Source organism: Microbispora sp. H10885 (genome assembly GCF_014161415.1).
In the GTDB taxonomy this organism is placed as follows: domain Bacteria; phylum Actinomycetota; class Actinomycetes; order Streptosporangiales; family Streptosporangiaceae; genus Microbispora; species Microbispora triticiradicis.
This window is the reverse complement of record NZ_JABBWY010000006.1, coordinates 454,511-471,005: the sequence shown is the minus strand read 5'-3', so window position 1 is coordinate 471,005 and position 16,495 is coordinate 454,511. Positions and strand designations below refer to the sequence as shown.

General features: G+C 71.6%; 17 protein-coding genes. 10 read left to right on the top strand and 7 right to left on the bottom strand.

The genetic code is table 11. From position 1 onward, the window contains the following. Positions 1 to 294 precede the first annotated feature (294 nt). Both HHX37_RS18780 and HHX37_RS18775 read right to left on the bottom strand, forming a co-directional pair. The gene (locus tag HHX37_RS18780) at positions 295 to 1,017 is read right to left on the bottom strand and encodes a vancomycin high temperature exclusion protein (protein ID WP_396776047.1); all 723 of its coding nucleotides are present in this window, start codon (positions 1,015 to 1,017) and stop codon (positions 295 to 297) included. Between the two features lie 5 nt (positions 1,018 to 1,022). Continuing rightward, the gene (locus HHX37_RS18775; protein WP_138461190.1) at positions 1,023 to 2,030 is read right to left on the bottom strand and encodes a COX15/CtaA family protein; all 1,008 of its coding nucleotides are present in this window, start codon (positions 2,028 to 2,030) and stop codon (positions 1,023 to 1,025) included. Positions 2,031 to 2,202: 172 nt separating this feature from the next. On the opposite strand from HHX37_RS18775, the gene HHX37_RS18770 reads away from it, so the two are divergent. Next, positions 2,203 to 2,913: a GntR family transcriptional regulator gene (locus HHX37_RS18770; protein WP_182874487.1), complete on the top strand. Its 711-nt coding sequence runs from the start codon at positions 2,203 to 2,205 to the stop codon at positions 2,911 to 2,913. 18 nt (positions 2,914 to 2,931) lie between these two features. On the opposite strand, the gene HHX37_RS18765 is transcribed toward HHX37_RS18770, so the two are convergent. From HHX37_RS18765 to HHX37_RS18755, 3 genes are all read right to left on the bottom strand, one after another. Further along, the gene (locus HHX37_RS18765; RefSeq protein ID WP_182880781.1) at positions 2,932 to 3,843 is read right to left on the bottom strand and encodes an EamA family transporter; all 912 of its coding nucleotides are present in this window, start codon (positions 3,841 to 3,843) and stop codon (positions 2,932 to 2,934) included. A gap of 104 nt (positions 3,844 to 3,947) precedes the next feature. After that, complete coding sequence (locus tag HHX37_RS18760) at positions 3,948 to 4,664, bottom strand: ABC transporter permease (protein WP_182880857.1); 717 nt, start codon at positions 4,662 to 4,664, stop codon at positions 3,948 to 3,950. A 56-nt stretch (positions 4,665 to 4,720) separates the two neighbouring features. Continuing rightward, positions 4,721 to 5,650: an ABC transporter ATP-binding protein gene (locus tag HHX37_RS18755; protein WP_310740436.1), complete on the bottom strand. Its 930-nt coding sequence runs from the start codon at positions 5,648 to 5,650 to the stop codon at positions 4,721 to 4,723. Between the two features lie 313 nt (positions 5,651 to 5,963). Here HHX37_RS18755 and HHX37_RS18750 point away from each other — a divergent pair, with 313 nt between their 5' ends. The 9 genes from HHX37_RS18750 to HHX37_RS18710 all read left to right on the top strand — a co-directional run bounded on the left by HHX37_RS18750 (position 5,964) and on the right by HHX37_RS18710 (position 14,556). Then, positions 5,964 to 6,809, top strand: a complete 846-nt coding sequence (locus HHX37_RS18750; RefSeq protein WP_310738074.1) for a metalloregulator ArsR/SmtB family transcription factor — start codon at positions 5,964 to 5,966, stop codon at positions 6,807 to 6,809. Further along, the gene (sufB, locus tag HHX37_RS18745) at positions 6,806 to 8,218 is read left to right on the top strand and encodes a Fe-S cluster assembly protein SufB (RefSeq protein ID WP_182874490.1); all 1,413 of its coding nucleotides are present in this window, start codon (positions 6,806 to 6,808) and stop codon (positions 8,216 to 8,218) included. Before HHX37_RS18750 ends, sufB begins: the two co-directional genes overlap by 4 nt. Continuing rightward, the gene (gene sufD, locus HHX37_RS18740; RefSeq protein WP_182880779.1) at positions 8,218 to 9,342 is read left to right on the top strand and encodes a Fe-S cluster assembly protein SufD; all 1,125 of its coding nucleotides are present in this window, start codon (positions 8,218 to 8,220) and stop codon (positions 9,340 to 9,342) included. Before sufB ends, sufD begins: the two co-directional genes overlap by 1 nt. Then, on the top strand, positions 9,339 to 9,665 hold the full coding sequence (locus tag HHX37_RS18735; RefSeq protein ID WP_182886221.1) for a non-heme iron oxygenase ferredoxin subunit: 327 nt from the start codon (positions 9,339 to 9,341) through the stop codon (positions 9,663 to 9,665). The genes sufD and HHX37_RS18735 overlap by 4 nt, the downstream gene beginning before the upstream one ends. A 6-nt stretch (positions 9,666 to 9,671) precedes the next feature. Then, on the top strand, positions 9,672 to 10,421 hold the full coding sequence (gene sufC, locus HHX37_RS18730; protein WP_182886220.1) for a Fe-S cluster assembly ATPase SufC: 750 nt from the start codon (positions 9,672 to 9,674) through the stop codon (positions 10,419 to 10,421). Further along, entirely contained in the window at positions 10,421 to 11,686 is a 1,266-nt protein-coding gene (locus HHX37_RS18725; protein ID WP_182874494.1) for a cysteine desulfurase, read from the top strand. Before sufC ends, HHX37_RS18725 begins: the two co-directional genes overlap by 1 nt. Positions 11,687 to 11,688: 2 nt before the next feature. Next, positions 11,689 to 12,126: a Fe-S cluster assembly sulfur transfer protein SufU gene (sufU, locus tag HHX37_RS18720; protein ID WP_117410045.1), complete on the top strand. Its 438-nt coding sequence runs from the start codon at positions 11,689 to 11,691 to the stop codon at positions 12,124 to 12,126. A 73-nt stretch (positions 12,127 to 12,199) separates the two neighbouring features. Further along, positions 12,200 to 12,592, top strand: coding sequence for a metal-sulfur cluster assembly factor (locus HHX37_RS18715; RefSeq protein ID WP_396776039.1), 393 nt, complete (start codon positions 12,200 to 12,202; stop codon positions 12,590 to 12,592). Positions 12,593 to 12,993: 401 nt separating this feature from the next. Then, complete coding sequence (locus HHX37_RS18710) at positions 12,994 to 14,556, top strand: DEAD/DEAH box helicase (protein WP_182886268.1); 1,563 nt, start codon at positions 12,994 to 12,996, stop codon at positions 14,554 to 14,556. A gap of 132 nt (positions 14,557 to 14,688) precedes the next feature. Here the strand turns inward: HHX37_RS18710 and HHX37_RS18705 are convergent, their stop codons facing one another. Beyond that, complete coding sequence (locus HHX37_RS18705) at positions 14,689 to 15,564, bottom strand: carbohydrate ABC transporter permease (protein ID WP_117410044.1); 876 nt, start codon at positions 15,562 to 15,564, stop codon at positions 14,689 to 14,691. Then, positions 15,564 to 16,478 carry a carbohydrate ABC transporter permease gene (locus tag HHX37_RS18700; RefSeq protein WP_182886219.1) on the bottom strand — a complete coding sequence of 305 codons (915 nt, stop codon included), beginning with the start codon at positions 16,476 to 16,478 and terminating at the stop codon, positions 15,564 to 15,566. Before HHX37_RS18700 ends, HHX37_RS18705 begins: the two co-directional genes overlap by 1 nt. Between the last annotated feature and the right edge of the window lie 17 nt (positions 16,479 to 16,495).

Sequence of the window (16,495 nt, the reverse complement as noted above, 5' to 3'; positions counted from 1 at the left end):
GTCGCGCGATGGGTGGGCGGAGGAGGGTCCGCCTCGTACCCGCGGTGCGATAGCCACTCGTGGTGTGGCCTCACCTCCCGTACGGATAGGTGGGAGCGCTCCCACGTGCCCCGGACCCTAACGCCCTCCTCCGCCACCGGCCAGCGGCCCGGGCCCGCCCGCCTCAATCGGCCCAGGTCGCCGGGGGTGACCGGATGAAAGTTTCGCGGCACGAGGTCAGGTCACAGTGCGCGGCGTCGCCCGCCGCCGCGCGGAGGGGGCCGCGCCGTACCTCTCAGGAGAGGAGCCGCTCCGTCAGCGGGCCAGTGCGCGGTCGAGGGCGACCTCGCGCCGGCCGAGGAACCGCGGCGAGGAGCGCAGGACCAGGCCGTCGAGCAGGCCCTTGGCGGCGGCGGGGAACTCCCGCATCGCGTAGACCACAGTCTCCGTCGGCCAGTCGCGGCTGGAGTCGTCCCCGACGCCGAACGCGTCGAGCCCGGCGGTCCGGCACAGCGCGACGGCCCGGGGGAGATGGAACACCTGAGTGACCACCACGAGACGCGACGCCCCGAAGATCTCCTTGGCCCGGACGCAGGAGTCCCAGGTGTCGAACCCGGCGTAGTCGAGCACGATCCGCTCGCCGGGGACGCCCCTGGAGACCAGGTAGTCGCGCATGACCGTCGGCTCGTCGTAGCTCTCGCGGCTGTTGTCGCCGGACAGCAGCAGGGCCCGCACCCGGCCCGCGCGGTAGAGATCGGCCGCGATGTCGAGCCGCGTGCGAAGCATCGCGGAGGGGCGGTCGGCCACGACGCCCGCGCCGAGCACGAGCGCGGCCGGCATGGCGGGCACCGAGGCGGTCCACCGCGTGCCCGGCTCCGCCGTCACCCGGTGCGCCGCGCTCGTCAGCCAGGCCCAGGTGATCGGCGCCAGCGGCAGCACGCTCAGGGCGACGAGGGCCTGGAAGCCCCGGCGCCGGGCCGTACGCGACCAGGTCCAGGGCGCCAGGCGGGACGAGGGGCGGGGTGGCAAGCCTCCCACCGCGGTCACACCGCCGCGTGGTGGAGCTCCGGCCGTTCGGCCGCGGAGACGGGAACAGGCCCCCGGGTGCGCATGAGGAACACGACGCGGAGCGCGCAGATCCACACGAGCGTCGCCCCGAGCACGTGCAGCAGCACCAGGGCCGCGGGCACGGCCAGGAAGTACTGGACGTACCCGACCACGCCCTGCGACAGCTCCACGCCGAGCAGCACGAGCGCGGCACGCCGGGCGCGGCCGGGGGAGTCGGTCACGTGCAGGGCGAACAGCAGGGCGAACGTCAGCCCGACGACGAGGTAGGCGACGTCGGTGTGCAGCCGCACCACGCTCTGAATGTCGAAGCCGAACCGGGAGGCCGCCTCGTCCCCCGAATGCGGGCCGGTTCCGGTCACCACGACCCCCGCCAGCAGCAGCGTGAAGGCGGCGGCGACCAGCACGTACCCGAGCGTGCGGATGTCCTTGTGGACCAGCCGCTGCCCCGGGGCGTCTCCCTCGGAGGCCCGCGCGTACAGCACGACGGCGGCGGCGGTCATGCCGATCGAGAAGAGGAAGTGGACGGCCACGGTCACCGGGTTGAGCATGCTGTGCACCACCAGGCCGCCCCACAGCGCCTGCACGACGACTCCGGCCGGCTGCAGCAGCGCGAGCCGCAGCAGGACCGGCCTGCCGCGTTCGCCGCGTCCCAGCCTCCAGGCGGCGACCACGCACGCGGCCGCGACCGCGAGCACCAGGAACGACAGCAGCCGGTTGCCGAACTCGATCGCCATGTTGACCGGGGCGTGGGTGTCGATCCGCGCCGGCACGAAGCTGCCGGGCGTGCAGCGCGGCCAGGTCGGGCAGCCGAGGCCCGAGCCGGTGACGCGCACGGCGGCGCCGGTGATCGTGATGCCGACGTTGACCACGATCGCCGCGAGCGCCCACCGCCGCATCGACTCGGCCGTCGGGAACACGATCGAGCGGTACAGGGCGAGCAGGGCGGAGCGAATCCGGTCAGTCGTGGGCTTCACGACACTCATGGTAGGCGGCCCGGGGGGTGGTCCCCTCCCCGCCCCGGGGGCCCGTGCCTGCGTGAAGGGCCGCTCCCGGAGCCCGTACGCGTAGATCATCGCGGGCGGGGAAACGGTACGATCGGCCGTGGAGCGTGAGGAGGGCGGTGGCCGGACGATGTCCGGGGCGGGGGGAAGGCAGATGCGCGGAGAACCGGTACGCGGGGAGCCGGGCCGCGGAGAGCCCTGCGACGCCGGCCCGGCGGTCCCGGCCACCCGGCAGAACCTGCGCGAGCAGGTGGCGCAGGCGCTGCGCGACGCGCTGGTGGCCGGTGAGATGCGGCCGGGCGTCGTCTACTCGGCGCCCGCCCTGGCGGCGAGGTTCGGCGTCTCCGCCACACCGGTGCGCGAGGCGATGCTCGACCTCGCGAAGGAGGGCCTGTTCGAGGCCCTGCGCAACAAGGGCTTCCGGGTGGCCGAGGTGTCCGAGCGGGACCTCGACGAGATCATCGAGATCCGGCGGCTGATCGAGGCGCCCACGGTGGCCCGGCTGGCCCGGGAGGGCCGCGCCGCCGAGGCCGAGGAGCTGCGCCCGCTCGCCCGGGAGATCGTGGCGGCGGCGGCCCGCGGCGACCTGCTCGCCTACGTCGCGGCGGACCAGCGGTTCCACCTGGCACTGCTGGGCCTGTCGGGCAACGCCCGGCTGGTGGAGACGGTCAGGGACCTGCGGGCCCGGGCCCGGCTCTACGGGCTGCGCGGGCTGCCCGACACCCGGATGCTGGTGGCCTCGGCCCGCGAGCACCTCGACCTTCTCGACGCCGTCGTCCGTGGCGACGTCCCGGCGGCCGAGCGCCTGACCCACCACCACATCCAGCAGGTACGCGCGATCTGGTCGGCCGACCCGCCGCAGTAGGGCCCGGCGGCGGACGGTTCAGCCGCCGGCGCGGGTGGCGCCGATGGAGGCGACGACCACGCAGCCGATCGCCGCCCACTCGCGGCCCTGGAGCACCTCGTGCAGGACGAACAGGCCGACGAGCGCGGCGACGGCGGGTTCCAGGCTCATCAGGATCCCGAAGACCCGCTTGGGCATCCGGCGCAGGGCCTCCAGCTCCAGCGAGTACGGGATGACCGAGGAGAGCAGGCCGACGCCGGCCCCGAGGAGCAGGACCTCGGGCCGCAGCAGGGCGTCGCCGCCCGCCACGACCCCGACGGGGGTGACGAACACCGTGGCCACGATCATGGCGAAGGTCAGCCCGCTCGCGCCGGGGAACCGGGCGCCGGTGGCCGCCGAGAACACGATGTAGGCGGCCCAGAACGTCCCGGCCAGTGCGGCGAACCCGATGCCGGCCCAGGTCGCGGAGCCCGCCTCGCCCCAGGGCGCGAGCAGGATCACGCCGGCGGCGGCCAGCGCCACCCACAGCAGGTCCAGTCGGCGGCGGGAGGACACCACGGCCAGGGTGAGCGGCCCGATGAACTCGATGGACACCGCGATCCCGATCGGCAGCCGGGCCAGGGCCTCGTAGAACGACAGGTTCATCAGGCCGAGGCTGAGCCCGAAGGCGACGCCGACGCCGAGGTCGCGCCGCGACAGCCCGCGCACCTTCGGCCGCACCACGGCCAGGAGCATGACGGCGCCGGTGGCGATGCGCAGGAACACCATCGCCGCCGGAGGAACCTGCCCGAACAGGTTCTTGGCCAGCCCGGCCCCCACCTGCACCGACAGAATGGCCAGCAGCACCAGCCCCGGCGGCGGCACCGCGTCCGACGCCGCCCGCAGCGCCCTGCCGGCCCGTGGCCCCGCGCGATACGGCTCGGCTGCCCCGGACAGCGATTCAGCCGTCATGCCCAACCCTCACCCGTCACCCCGATCAGCGCAAACTCCGCAATCATACGGTGCCTGCATACGGTGCTTACATACGATGCAGAACGGGCGACGGACCCGCCGGACTACTCCCAGCGGAAGGTGCGGGCGGCCAGGGCGAGGGCGGCGACGGCCCAGCAGAGCAGCACGAGCAGCGGGCCGCCGGGGAAGCCGCCGCCGTCGCTGAGGACGCCGCGCAGGCCGGAGGTGAGCGCGCTGATCGGCAGCAGTTCCAGCACCTGCCGCACCCCGCCCGGGAACCGGTCCAGCGGGAACAGCACGCCGCCGAGCCCGAGCAGCACCAGGTAGACGAGGTTGGCCCCGGCGAGCGTCGCCTCCGCCCGCAGCGTGCCCGCCATGAGCAGGCCGAGGCCGCTGAAGGCCGCCGTGCCGAGCAGCAGGAGCGGCACGGCCCACAGCGGGCCGCCGTGCGGCGACCAGCCGAGGGCCAGGGCCACCACGGTGATCACCACGATCTGCAGCGCCTCCACCGCGACGACGGCGACGGTCTTGGCCAGCAGGAGCCCGGTCCGCGACAGCGGGGTGGCGCCCAGGCGCCGGAGCACGCCGTACCGCCGCTCGAAGCCGGTGGCGATGGCCTGGCCGGTGAACGCGGTCGACATGACCGCGAGCGCGAGGATGCCGGGGGCGACGAAGTCGACCCGCCGGCCGCCGCCCACGTCCACGAGCGGGGCCGCGGAGAAGCCCGCCAGCAGCAGGATCGGGATGATCAGGGTGAGCAGGAGCTGCTCGCCGTTGCGCAGCGTGGCCCGGATCTCCGCGCCCGCCTGCGCGAGCACCATCCGGTGCAGCGGCGCGGCTCCGGGCCGCGGGGTGAGGTCCAGCGTGGTGATCGCGCTCACCGCAGCTCCCTGCCGGTCAGTTCGAGGAAGACGTCCTCCAGCGTGCGCCGCTCGATGCGCAGGTCCTCGGTGGTCACGCCCTCGGTGGCGCACCACGCGGTGACGGTCGCCAGCAGCTGGGGGCCGACCTGTCCCTCGATGATGTAGTGCCCCGACGGCGACTCCTTGGCGGCGCTGCCCGGCGGCAGCGCCGCGAGCAGTTCCTCCACGTCGAGGCCGGGGCGGGCGCGGAACCTGAGCTGGCGCTCGGCGCCGGTCAGCTCCGACGGGGTGCCCTCGGCGACCACCCGTCCGTGGTCGATGACCACCACGTGGTCGGAGAGCCTCTCGGCCTCGTCCATCTGGTGGGTCGTCAGCACGACCGACACCCCGGCGTCGCGCAGCGCGGTGACCAGGTCCCAGCAGGCGTGCCTGGCCTGCGGGTCGAGCCCGGCCGTCGGCTCGTCCAGGAAGACCAGCTCGGGCCGCCCGACGACGGCCGCCGCGAGCGACAGGCGCTGCTGCTGGCCGCCCGACAGCCGCCGGTACGGCGTGCGCGCGTGCGCGGTCAGGCCCAGCAGGGCGAGCAGGGCGTCCGGATCGAGGGGGTGGGCGTAGAACCGGGAGACCACGCGCAGCCATTCGCCCGCGCGGGCGGCCGGCGGCACCCCGCCCGCCTGCGGCATGATGCCCAGGCGCGGCTTCAGCGCGGGATCGGCCGGGTCGAGCCCGAGCACCCGCACGGTCCCGCCGTCCGGCCTGCGGAACCCCTCGCAGATCTCGATCGTGGAGGTCTTGCCCGCGCCGTTCGGGCCGAGGATGGCGGTGACCGCGCCCCGGGCGCAGGTGAAGGCCAGCCCGTCGACGGCCGTGGTGCGGCCGTACCGCTTGACCAGTCCGTCGATCTCCACCGCCGGCGCGCCGTCGCCCACCGCGCTGTCACCCACCACTGTCACCCACGCCGCCGGGCGTGCTGCCTACCCCGGTCACGCGACCGGCCTCCCCTCACAGACGCGACCGCGCGGCGGGACGGAAATCCGGGCCCCGCTCCACGCCGTCGACTGCATCGAGTTTAGGGAGCGGAGGGCGCGCTCTCGTCGGCGGACGCCGCTCGCGAACGTCCGCGGAGTAAAGAGCACGGAAAACCTTCGCGGCGCCGTCGTCGCAGGTTAGGTAAGCCTTGCCTGCGTGAGAAATTGCATGCCCGTCGACCCCGTCTTGGGTTTGTCGACCGGGAAGGAATTACGGCACACTGATGTTGTGAAAAACGTGCAGGGGCGACAGAGCGTGGAGAAGGCCGTGGCGACGCGGCCGTTCTCGGCGTCCGCGTCCCCCGCGCGTGAGGCCGCCGCCATCGGCGCCGGCAGGGGCGACATCAGCGCCGAGCGGGGCACCCGGGCCAGGGTGGCCCGGCTCATCCTGGAACACGGGCCGGTGACCGCCGCGGCGCTCGGCGAGCGGCTCGGGCTCACACCGGCCGCGGTGCGCCGTCACCTCGACGCGCTGCTGGCCGACGGCATGATCGAGCCGCGTACGGCCCGCCCCCGCGGTCAGCGGGGACGCGGCAGGCCGGCCAAGATGTTCGCGATCACCGACGCGGGCCGCAGCGCCTTCGTCCACGCCTACGACGACCTGGCCGGCAGCGCGCTGCGCTTCCTGGCCGAGCGCCTGGGCGGCGAGGCGGTGTCGGAGTTCGCGCGGGCGCAGGTGTCCGGGCTGGTCGGCAGGCTGGAGACGCTGATGCGCGAGGTCCCGGCCGAGCAGCGGGTCCGCGTGCTGGCGGAGGCGCTGTCGACGGAGGGATACGCGGCGTCCGCGACCGAGACCGGCAAGGGCGGCGAGCAGCTCTGCCAGCATCACTGCCCGGTGGCGCACGTCGCGGCGGCGTTCCCGCAGCTGTGCGAGGCGGAGACCGAGGCGTTCGCCCGGCTGCTCGGCACTCCGGTGCAGCGGCTGGCCACGATCGCCAACGGCGACGGTGTCTGCACCACCCACGTCAGTTCACCCGCGCTTGCCGCGCGGCACGGCCGTACCGATCCGCCGGTCGCACCCGCACCGGCCGCACACATATCGAGCACAACGACGAGCAAGGAGTCCGGCAGGTGACTGTCACCGACCGCCCGGAGCTGGAAGGCCTCGGGAATTACAAGTTCGGCTGGGCCGACGCGGACGTGGCGGGGGCCACGGCCCGGCGTGGGTTGTCCGAAGAGGTCGTCCGCAACATCTCCGCGCTCAAGAACGAGCCGGAGTGGATGCTCGACCTGCGCCTCAAGGGCCTCCGGCTGTTCCACAAGAAGCCGCTGCCGACCTGGGGCTCCGACCTCACGGGCATCGACTTCGACAACATCAAGTACTTCGTGCGGTCCACCGAGAAGCAGGCCGCCTCCTGGGACGAGCTGCCGCCCGACATCAAGAACACCTACGACAAGCTCGGCATCCCGGAGGCGGAGAAGCAGCGCCTCATCGCCGGCGTCGCCGCCCAGTACGAGTCCGAGGTCGTCTACCACAAGATCCGTGAGGACCTCGAGGAGAAGGGCGTCATCTTCGTCGACACCGACACCGGCCTGCGCGAGCACGAGGAGCTCTTCAAGGAGTACTTCGGCACGGTGATCCCGGTGGGCGACAACAAGTTCGCCGCGCTCAACACGTCCGTGTGGTCCGGTGGCTCGTTCATCTACGTGCCGCCGAACGTGAACGTCGAGATCCCGCTGCAGGCCTACTTCCGGATCAACACCGAGAACATGGGCCAGTTCGAGCGGACGCTGATCATCGTGGACGAGAACTCCTACGTCCACTACGTCGAGGGCTGCACCGCGCCGATCTACTCGTCCGACTCGCTGCACTCGGCGGTCGTCGAGATCGTCGTGAAGAAGGGCGCCCGCTGCCGCTACACGACGATCCAGAACTGGTCGAACAACGTCTACAACCTGGTCACCAAGCGCGCCGTGGCGTACGAGGGCGCGACCATGGAGTGGATCGACGGGAACATCGGCTCCAAGGTCACGATGAAGTACCCGGCCGTCTACCTCATGGGCGAGCACGCCAAGGGCGAGACGCTGTCGGTCGCCTTCGCCGGCGAGGGCCAGCACCAGGACGCGGGCGCCAAGATGGTGCACCTCGCGCCGAAGACCTCCTCGACGATCATCTCCAAGTCCGTCGCGCGCGGCGGCGGCCGCACGTCCTACCGCGGCCTGGTGCAGATCGACGAGGGCGCGGCCGGCTCGGCCTCGACCGTCAAGTGCGACGCCCTGCTGGTCGACCAGATCAGCCGGTCCGACACCTACCCGTACGTCGACGTCCGCGAGGACGACGTCTCGATGGGCCACGAGGCCACGGTCTCCAAGGTGTCGGAGGACCAGCTGTTCTACCTGATGAGCCGGGGCCTCGGCGAGGACGAGGCGATGGCCATGATCGTCCGTGGGTTCGTGGAGCCGATCGCCCGCGAGCTGCCCATGGAGTACGCCCTGGAGCTCAACCGCCTGATCGAGCTGCAGATGGAAGGAGCGGTCGGCTGATGGGCCTGGAGACCAAACCGCTGTCGACGCTGCACGAGAAGGCGTCGTACGACGTGGCGGACTTCCCGGTGCCGACGGGCCGCGAGGAGGAGTGGCGCTTCACGCCGCTCGCGCGGTTGAAGGGGCTGCACGACGGCACGGCCGCCGTCACCGGCGGCGTCGTGGTGGACGTCGAGGCCGCGCCCGAGGTGCGGGTCGAGACCGTCGCCCGCGACGACGCCCGGCTCGGCCGGGCCTACACCCCGGCCGACCGGGTCAGCGCGCAGGCGTACTCGTCGTTCGAGAAGGCCACCGTCGTCACGGTCCCGAGGATGACGGCCGCCTCCCGGCCCACCGTGATCACGCTGCGCGGGTCCGGGGCCGGCGCCGCCGCCTACGGGCACATCCTCGTGTCGGTGGAGCCGATGGCCGAGGCCGTGCTGGTCCTGGACCACCGCGGCAGCGCGGTCTACGCCGACAACGTCGAGTTCGACGTGGCCGAGGGCGCGACGCTGAAGGTCGTCAGCCTGCAGGACTGGGACGACGACGCCGTGCACGTCTCCCACCACCACGCGAGACTCGGCAAGGACGCGACGTTCCGGTCGTTCGTGGTCACCCTCGGCGGCGACCTCGTACGGCTGTCGCCCTCGGTGTCGTACACCGCCCCGGGCGGCGACGCCGACCTCACCGGGCTCTACTTCGTGGACGCCGGGCAGCACCTGGAGCACCGCCTGCTGGTGGACCACAGCGTGCCGAACTGCCGCAGCAACGTGACCTACAAGGGCGCGCTGCAGGGCGACGCCGCCCACGCGGTCTGGATCGGCGACGTGATCATCCGGGCCGAGGCCGAGGGCACCGACACCTACGAGCTCAACCGCAACCTCATCCTCACCGACGGCGCCCGCGCCGACTCGGTGCCGAACCTGGAGATCCTCACCGGCGAGGTCGCGGGAGCGGGCCACGCGTCCGCCTCCGGCCGCCTCGACGACGAGCACATCTTCTACCTGCAGGCCCGCGGCATCCCGTTCGACGAGGCCCGCCGCCTGGTCATCCACGGGTTCTTCGCCCAGCTGCTGGAGAAGATCCAGCTTCCGGAGCTGCGCGAGCGCGTGCTGTCCGCGGTCGAGGCGGAGCTGGCCCGATGAGCGGCGAGCCCCGCTGGGAGAAGGTCTGCCAGGTCGACGACATCCCCGACGGGGGCGTCGTCGGCGTGGAGGTCGAGGACACGCCGGTCGCGCTGGTGCGGACCGGCGGCGAGGTCTTCGCCCTGCGCGACGTGTGCTCGCACGCCGAGGTCCGCCTCAGCGAGGGCGAGGTCTACGACAACACGCTGGAGTGCTGGCTGCACGGCTCCTGCTTCGACCTGCGCAGCGGCAAGCCCACCGGGCCGCCCGCGACCAGGCCCGTCAACGTCTACCGAGTCAAGATCGAAGGCGACGACGTGTACGTCTCGCTCTCGAAGGAGTAAATACCAGTGTCCACCCTTGAGATCCGTGACCTGCACGTCGCCGTGGGCGACAAGGAGATCCTGCGCGGCGTCGACCTGACGGTCCGCAGCGGCGAGACGCACGCCATCATGGGCCCGAACGGCTCGGGCAAGTCCACGCTGGCGTACGCCGTCGCGGGGCACCCCAAGTACACCGTCACCTCCGGCACCGTCCTGCTCGACGGCGAGGACCTGCTGGACATGGCGGTGGACGAGCGCGCCCGCGCCGGCCTGTTCCTGGCCATGCAGTACCCGGTCGAGGTCCCCGGCGTCAGCGTGTCGAACTTCCTGCGCTCGGCGATCACCGCGGTCCGCGGCGAGGCGCCGAAGCTGCGCGAGTTCGCCAAGGAGCTGAAGTCGGGCATGGACGCGCTGTCCATCGACCCGGCGTTCGCCCAGCGCAACACCAACGAGGGCTTCTCCGGCGGTGAGAAGAAGCGGCACGAGATCCTCCAGCTGGAGCTGCTCAAGCCGAAGATCGCGGTGCTGGACGAGACCGACTCGGGCCTCGACGTCGACGCCCTGCGCGTGGTCTCCGAGGGCGTCAACCGGTTCCGCGCCTCCGGCGACACCGGCGTGCTGCTGATCACCCACTACACCCGCATCCTGCGCTACGTGAAGCCGGACTTCGTCCACGTCTTCGCCGGCGGGCGCGTGGTGGAGGAGGGCGGCCCCGAGCTGGCCGACAAGCTGGAGGCCGAGGGCTACGAGGCATACACGAAGGCGGCGTCCGCCTGATGAGTGCCGTGTCCGGCTTCGACGTGGAGAGGATCAGGAAGGACTTCCCGGTCCTCACCCGCGAGCTTCCCGGAGGCAGGCCGCTGGTCTACCTCGACTCCGGCAACTCCTCCCAGAAGCCGGCCCAGGTGGTCGAGACCATGCGCGACCACCTGACCTGGCACTACGGCAACGTCGGCCGGGCCCTGCACGTGCTCGGCAGCGAGTCGACCGTCGCGTACGAAGAGGCCCGCGACAAGATCGCCGCGTTCGTCGGGGCGCCGTCGCGGGACGAGATCGTCTTCACCAAGAACGCCTCCGAGGCCCTCAACCTCGTGGCGTACGCCTTCGGCAACCCCGTCGGCGAGGACGAGCGGTTCCGGATGGGCCCCGGCGACGAGATCGTCATCTCGGAGATGGAGCACCACTCCAACATCGTGCCGTGGCAGCTGCTCGCGCAGCGCACCGGCGCGACGCTGCGCTGGTTCCCGGTGACCGACGAGGGCCGCCTCGACGTCGAGGGCCTGGAGGAGCTGGTCAACGAGCGGACGAAGATCGTCTCGATCACGCACCAGTCGAACGTGCTGGGCACGGTCAACTCGGTCTCGCCGATCCTGGCGCGGGCGCGCGAGGTCGGCGCGCTGATGATGCTCGACGCGTCGCAGTCCGTGCCGCACCAGGCCGTGGACGTGGCCGAGCTGGGCGTCGACTTCGTCGCGTTCACCGGTCACAAGATGGTGGGTCCCTCCGGCATCGGCGTGCTGTGGGGCCGGCGTGAGCTGCTCGAGGCGATGCCGCCGTTCCTCGGCGGCGGCGAGATGATCGAGGCGGTCTGGATGGACCACTCGACGTACGCGCCGGTGCCGCACAAGTTCGAGGCCGGGACGCCGCCCATCGTCGAGGCGATCGGGCTCGGCGCGGCGGTCGACTACCTGAACGCCGTCGGCATGGACCAGATCAAGGCGCACGAGAAGGAACTGGTGGCGTACGCCCTGGAAGCGCTGCCGGAGATCCCCGGGCTCAGGATCATCGGGCCCCGCACGCCCATCGCCCGCGGCGGCACGATCTCGTTCACGCTGGAGGGCATCCACCCCCACGACGTGGGGCAGATCCTCGACGACGTGTACGGGATCGCGGTCCGGGTAGGTCATCACTGCGCCCGGCCGCTGCATCTCAGGTTCGGCATCCCGGCCACCACACGGGCGTCTTTCTACCTGTACAACACGACGGCCGAGATCGACGCACTGGTCCGCGGCCTCCACCACGTGCAGAAGGTGTTCGGCTGAACATGATCGCTGAATCCATGTACCAGGAGCTGATCCTGGAGCACTACAAGCATCCCCAGGGGCGCGGCCTGCGTGAGCCCTTCGACGCCGAGGTCCACCACGTCAACCCCACCTGCGGCGACGAGCTGACGCTGCGGGTGAAGGTGGCCGACGGCGGCAAGGTGCTCGACGTGTCCTACGACGGCCAGGGCTGCTCGATCAGCCAGGCCGCCGCCTCGGTGCTGCACGAGCTCGCCACCGGCTCCACGGTGGACGAGTCGCTGTCGGTGGTGGAGGAGTTCACCCGGCTGATGCAGGGCAGGGGCCAGGTGGAGCCGGACGAGGACGTGCTGGGCGACGCCGTCGCGTTCGCCGGCGTGGCGAAGTTCCCGGCCAGGGTCAAGTGCGCGCTGCTGGCCTGGATGGCCTACAAGGACGCGCTGATGCGGAGCCAGGGATGACCGGACACCCCACCGGTGTTGACACCCTGGCTGGGCGCACAGACCGGCCCGGGAGAAGAGCTGAGGAGACGACGTGAGCAAGCCCACCGAGACCCCGACGGGAACCGTGACCGAGACCGCCGAGCCCGGCGCCTTCGACGGGTCTCCCAGTCTGGACGACCTGATGGAGGCGCTGAAGGACGTCGTCGACCCCGAGCTCGGGATCAACGTGGTCGACCTGGGCCTCGTCTACGGCGTCAACCTCGACCCGGCCGGCGAGGGCGAGCGGCCGATCGCGACGATCGACATGACGCTCACCAGCGCCGCCTGCCCCCTCACCGACGTCATCGAGGACCAGGCCAACTCGGCGCTCGCCGACCTGGTCTCCAACGTGGTCATCAACTGGGTCTGGCTGCCGCCGTGGGGCCCGGACAAGATCACTGACGAGGGCCGCGACCAGCTCAGGATGCTCGGCTTCAACGTCTGATCCGTCCCGCTGCCCGTCCATGGCGGCCTTCCGCCGGGAGGCCGCCTGCCGGTGCTCATCCCGCCGCGCGGGTCCGCGTCGCCCCGCGCAGCGCGGGAATGCCGTAGAGTGATTCTTTGCTCCATCTTGTGCGACGCGAGTCGAGTGTCCGCGGGAAGCCGCCGCCAGGCGGCCCACCGCACCGGACGCCGGCTTGTGGTTCTCTGGGTGCACGGTTTCAGGGCGCACGGTTCTCCGGGCCCAGGGCCGCCGGTCAGTCATCGGCGTGCCGCGCCCCGATCGGTACGGCTCGCCGTACGTCATGGGTCGTCCTTTCGCAGAAGTGACGCCCCGCGTGCTCCGGCACGTTCTCAACCCGCCCACGTGGCGGGATCTCCTACGAAAGGCACGATTACGTGACCATGCTTGACCTCGGTGACGGCGCGACCGCCGGTATCACCGAGAACCCCGTTGAGTTCGCGGATCTGGGACTGCCCAGGCCGCTCGTGACGGGGCTCGCCCGGCAGGGCATCACCGCGCCGTTCCCGATCCAGCGGGCGGCCATTCCCGACATCCTCGCCGGACTCGACGTCCTCGGGCGGGGCCGGACCGGTTCCGGCAAGACCCTCGCGTTCGGCCTGCCCACGCTGGCCAGGATCGCGGGGGAGCGGGCCCGCCCCCGGCGGCCCCGCGCCCTCGTCCTCGTGCCCACCCGCGAGCTCGCGCTCCAGGTGGCGAACGCCATCGAGCCGCTCGGCCGGGGGCTGTCGCTGCGCACCAGGACCGTCGTCGGCGGCATGCCGATGGGCCGTCAGATCGAGGATCTGCGCCGCGGGGTCGACGTCGTCGTCGCCACGCCCGGCCGCCTCACCGACCTGATCGAGCAGGGCGAGTGCGACCTCGGCGAGGTCGAGATCACCGTCCTGGACGAGGCCGACCACATGTGCGACCTCGGGTTCCTCCCGGTGGTGACCGCGCTGCTGGCGCGTACGCCGGCGGACGGCCAGCGGCTGCTGTTCTCCGCGACGCTCGACGGCGACGTGGACAAGCTGGTCCAGCGGTTCCTGACGGACCCGGTCGTCCACTCGCTGGACCCGGCCACCTCCCCCGTCGACACGATGGAGCACCACCTGCTCCAGGTGCACCGGGAGGAGAAGACGGACGTCACGGCGGAGATCGCCAACCGCGACGGCCGGACCATCCTGTTCGTGCGGACCCAGCACGGCGTGGACCGGGTCGTCAAGCAGCTGGCCCGGGCGGGGGTCCGCGCCGGCGGCCTGCACGGCGGCAAGCGGCAGAACCAGCGCACCCGCATCCTCGACGGGTTCCGCCGGGGCGACATCGGCGTGCTCGTCTGCACGGACGTCGCGGCCCGCGGCATCCACGTGGACGACGTGAGTCTCGTGCTGCACGTGGACCCGCCGGCCGACCACAAGAGCTACCTGCACCGCGGCGGCCGCACGGCCCGCGCCGGCGAGCACGGAGTGGTGCTGACGCTGGTGCTGCCGAGCGAGCGCCGCGCCACCGAGTCGCTGACCCGCAAGGCGGGGGTCACCGCGTCCCGGCACCGGGTGGCTCCGGGCGACCCGATCCTGGCCGACATCGCCGGGGCCAGGCGGCCGAGCGGCGACACGGTGCCCGTGTGGGAACCGGAGGTGCGCACGCCGCTGCGGTCCCGGCCGGACGACCAGTCCCGGGCCGGCCGCCCCCGGCGCTTCGGCGACCGTTCCCGCGGCGGCGGTGGCGGCGGCGGTGGCACCGGGCGTGCCGGCGGCGAGCGTTCCTTCAACGGCGAGCGTTCCTACGGCGGCGACCGGCCGCACAGTGCTGACCGGCCGCACAGCGGTGACCGGCCGCACAGCAGTGACCGCTCCTACGGCGGCGGCGGACGTCCCCGCGGTGGCAGCGGCGGCGGCGGTGGCTACAACGGCGGTGGCTACAGCGGTGGCGGGCGCGGCGGCGGCCGCCGGTACACCGGCCGCTGACGCGCCCTCTGACCCGGGTTCTCTGACCTGAGGCCTTTTACCTGAGCCCTCCCGAGGGGAGGGATCGCGATCCGGATGCTGATCGCGATCCCTCCCCTCGGTGCTTTCCCGGTGCGTCCCCGGCGGCGTCGCTCAGCCCTTGAGGCCGCTCAGCACGATCCCCCGGGTGAAGTAGCGCTGGAAGACCAGGAAGAAGACGATCGACGGCAGAGAGGCGAGCAGGCCGCCCGCCATGATCGCTCCCTGGTTCTGCGCGCCGGTGAAGTAGGAGTTGAGGCGCGCGAGCGCGACCGGGATGTTCGCCATCTCGTCGCTCTGCACGAGGATCAGCGGCCAGAGGAAGTTGTTCCACTCGGCGAGCACGATGAAGATCGACATCGCGGCGAGGGCGGGGCGCAGCAGCGGCAGCACGATCCGCCACCAGATGCGCCACTCCCCGGCCCCGTCGACCCGGGCCGCCTGGACGAGCTCGTCCGGGATCGAGTGGAGGAACTGGACCAGGAAGAACAGCACGAACGCCTTGGCCAGCGCCGGGACGATGTAGCCCTGGTAGGTGTCCAGCCAGCCCAGGTTCCGCATGATGACGTAGTTGGGCACCAGCGTGGTCTGCCAGGGCACCATCATCGAGGCGACGATCATCAGGAAGATCAGCCGTCTGCCCGGCACCCGGTGTTTCGTGATCACGTACGCCGCCAGCGAGGCGATCAGCAACGAGCCGGCCGTGATCGCGACCGTGATCACCAGGCTGTTGAACATGAACCGGCCGAAGCCGAAGTCGACCTGGAACCGCTGGAAGATGCCCTGGAGGTGGCCGGGGTTGACCTGGGTGGGGGAGTAGCCGGGGTCGTAGAAGTTGTCCAGGGTGGGGTGTTCGGGCACGAACGACGGCGGCTGCCTGTCGATCTCCGTCACCGGTTTGAACACCGTGATCACCATCCAGTAGAACGGCGCGATCATGGTGAGCGACAGCAGGTAGAACGGCAGGCGCAGCAGGGGAGCGGCGGTCATCAGAGCTCCTTCAGGGCGCGGCCGATGCGGAGGTTGACCATGCTGAGCGCGAAGATGATCACGAAGAGCACCCACGCGATCGCCGAGGCGTAGCCGAGCTTGAAGTGCGTGAAGCCCTGGTCGTAGAGGTAGGGCACGATCATCAGGCCCGAGTCGAGCACGCCGCCGATGTTGTTGGTGCCCCGGAACACGATGTAGACGGCTTCAAAGACCTGGAACGCCCCGATCAGACCGGTCACGACCACGTACGTGGTGACCGGGCGCAGCAGCGGCAGCGTCACCCGGCGGAACTGCTGCCAGGGCGTGGCGCCGTCGATGCGGGCGGCCTCGTAGTACTCCTGGGGGATGGTGTTGAGCCCGGCGACGTACAGGATCATGCCGTAGCCCATCCCGCCCCACACCGACATGAGCACGAGGATCGGGATCGTGAGCCCGGGTGTGGCCAGCCACTCGACGGCCCGGCCGCCGAACCATCCGGCGACGGTGTTGGCCAGGCCGAAGTCACCCGGATTGAAGATCCATTTCCAGAGCAGCATCAACGCGATGGACGAGGTCACCGAGGGCAGGAAGAAGACGGTCCGCATGACGCGGTGCGGCCAGCCCGACCCGCTGAAGGCCAGCGCGAGACCGAGCGACAGCAGCGTGCCGACGCCGACGGACGCCACCACGTAGAGGAACGTGTTGCCGAGGGCGTGCCGGAACCGGTCGTCGTCGAACAGCAGGCGCCGGAAGTTCTCCAGCCCGGTGAACTCGGGGGCGGTCACCCCGTCGAACCTCGTGAAGCTGAGATAGAGCGAGTTGGCCAGCGGCCAGACCAGGAAGCCGGCGAACAGGGCGAGGAACGGCAGCAGCATCAGATAGGACGTGCCGTGGCGGCGCCATCGGTGCCGGGAGACGGCGGCAGGGGTTGCCATCAGATTCTCCAGTCGGA

Bases quoted from the DNA above. Each gene is read 5' to 3' on its own strand.
- HHX37_RS18700 (WP_182886219.1), bottom strand. From the start codon at position 16,478: ATGGCAACCCCTGCCGCCGTCTCCCGGCACCGATGGCGCCGCCACGGC.
- HHX37_RS18760 (WP_182880857.1), bottom strand. From the start codon at position 4,664: ATGGTGCTCGCGCAGGCGGGCGCGGAGATCCGGGCCACGCTGCGCAAC.
- HHX37_RS18735 (WP_182886221.1), top strand. From the start codon at position 9,339: ATGAGCGGCGAGCCCCGCTGGGAGAAGGTCTGCCAGGTCGACGACATC.
- HHX37_RS18765 (WP_182880781.1), bottom strand. From the start codon at position 3,843: ATGACGGCTGAATCGCTGTCCGGGGCAGCCGAGCCGTATCGCGCGGGG.
- sufD (WP_182880779.1), top strand. From the start codon at position 8,218: ATGGGCCTGGAGACCAAACCGCTGTCGACGCTGCACGAGAAGGCGTCG.
- sufU (WP_117410045.1), top strand. From the start codon at position 11,689: ATGATCGCTGAATCCATGTACCAGGAGCTGATCCTGGAGCACTACAAG.
- HHX37_RS18725 (WP_182874494.1), top strand. From the start codon at position 10,421: ATGAGTGCCGTGTCCGGCTTCGACGTGGAGAGGATCAGGAAGGACTTC.
- HHX37_RS18710 (WP_182886268.1), top strand. From the start codon at position 12,994: ATGCTTGACCTCGGTGACGGCGCGACCGCCGGTATCACCGAGAACCCC.
- HHX37_RS18705 (WP_117410044.1), bottom strand. From the start codon at position 15,564: ATGACCGCCGCTCCCCTGCTGCGCCTGCCGTTCTACCTGCTGTCGCTC.
- HHX37_RS18770 (WP_182874487.1), top strand. From the start codon at position 2,203: ATGCGCGGAGAACCGGTACGCGGGGAGCCGGGCCGCGGAGAGCCCTGC.
- HHX37_RS18775 (WP_138461190.1), bottom strand. From the start codon at position 2,030: ATGAGTGTCGTGAAGCCCACGACTGACCGGATTCGCTCCGCCCTGCTC.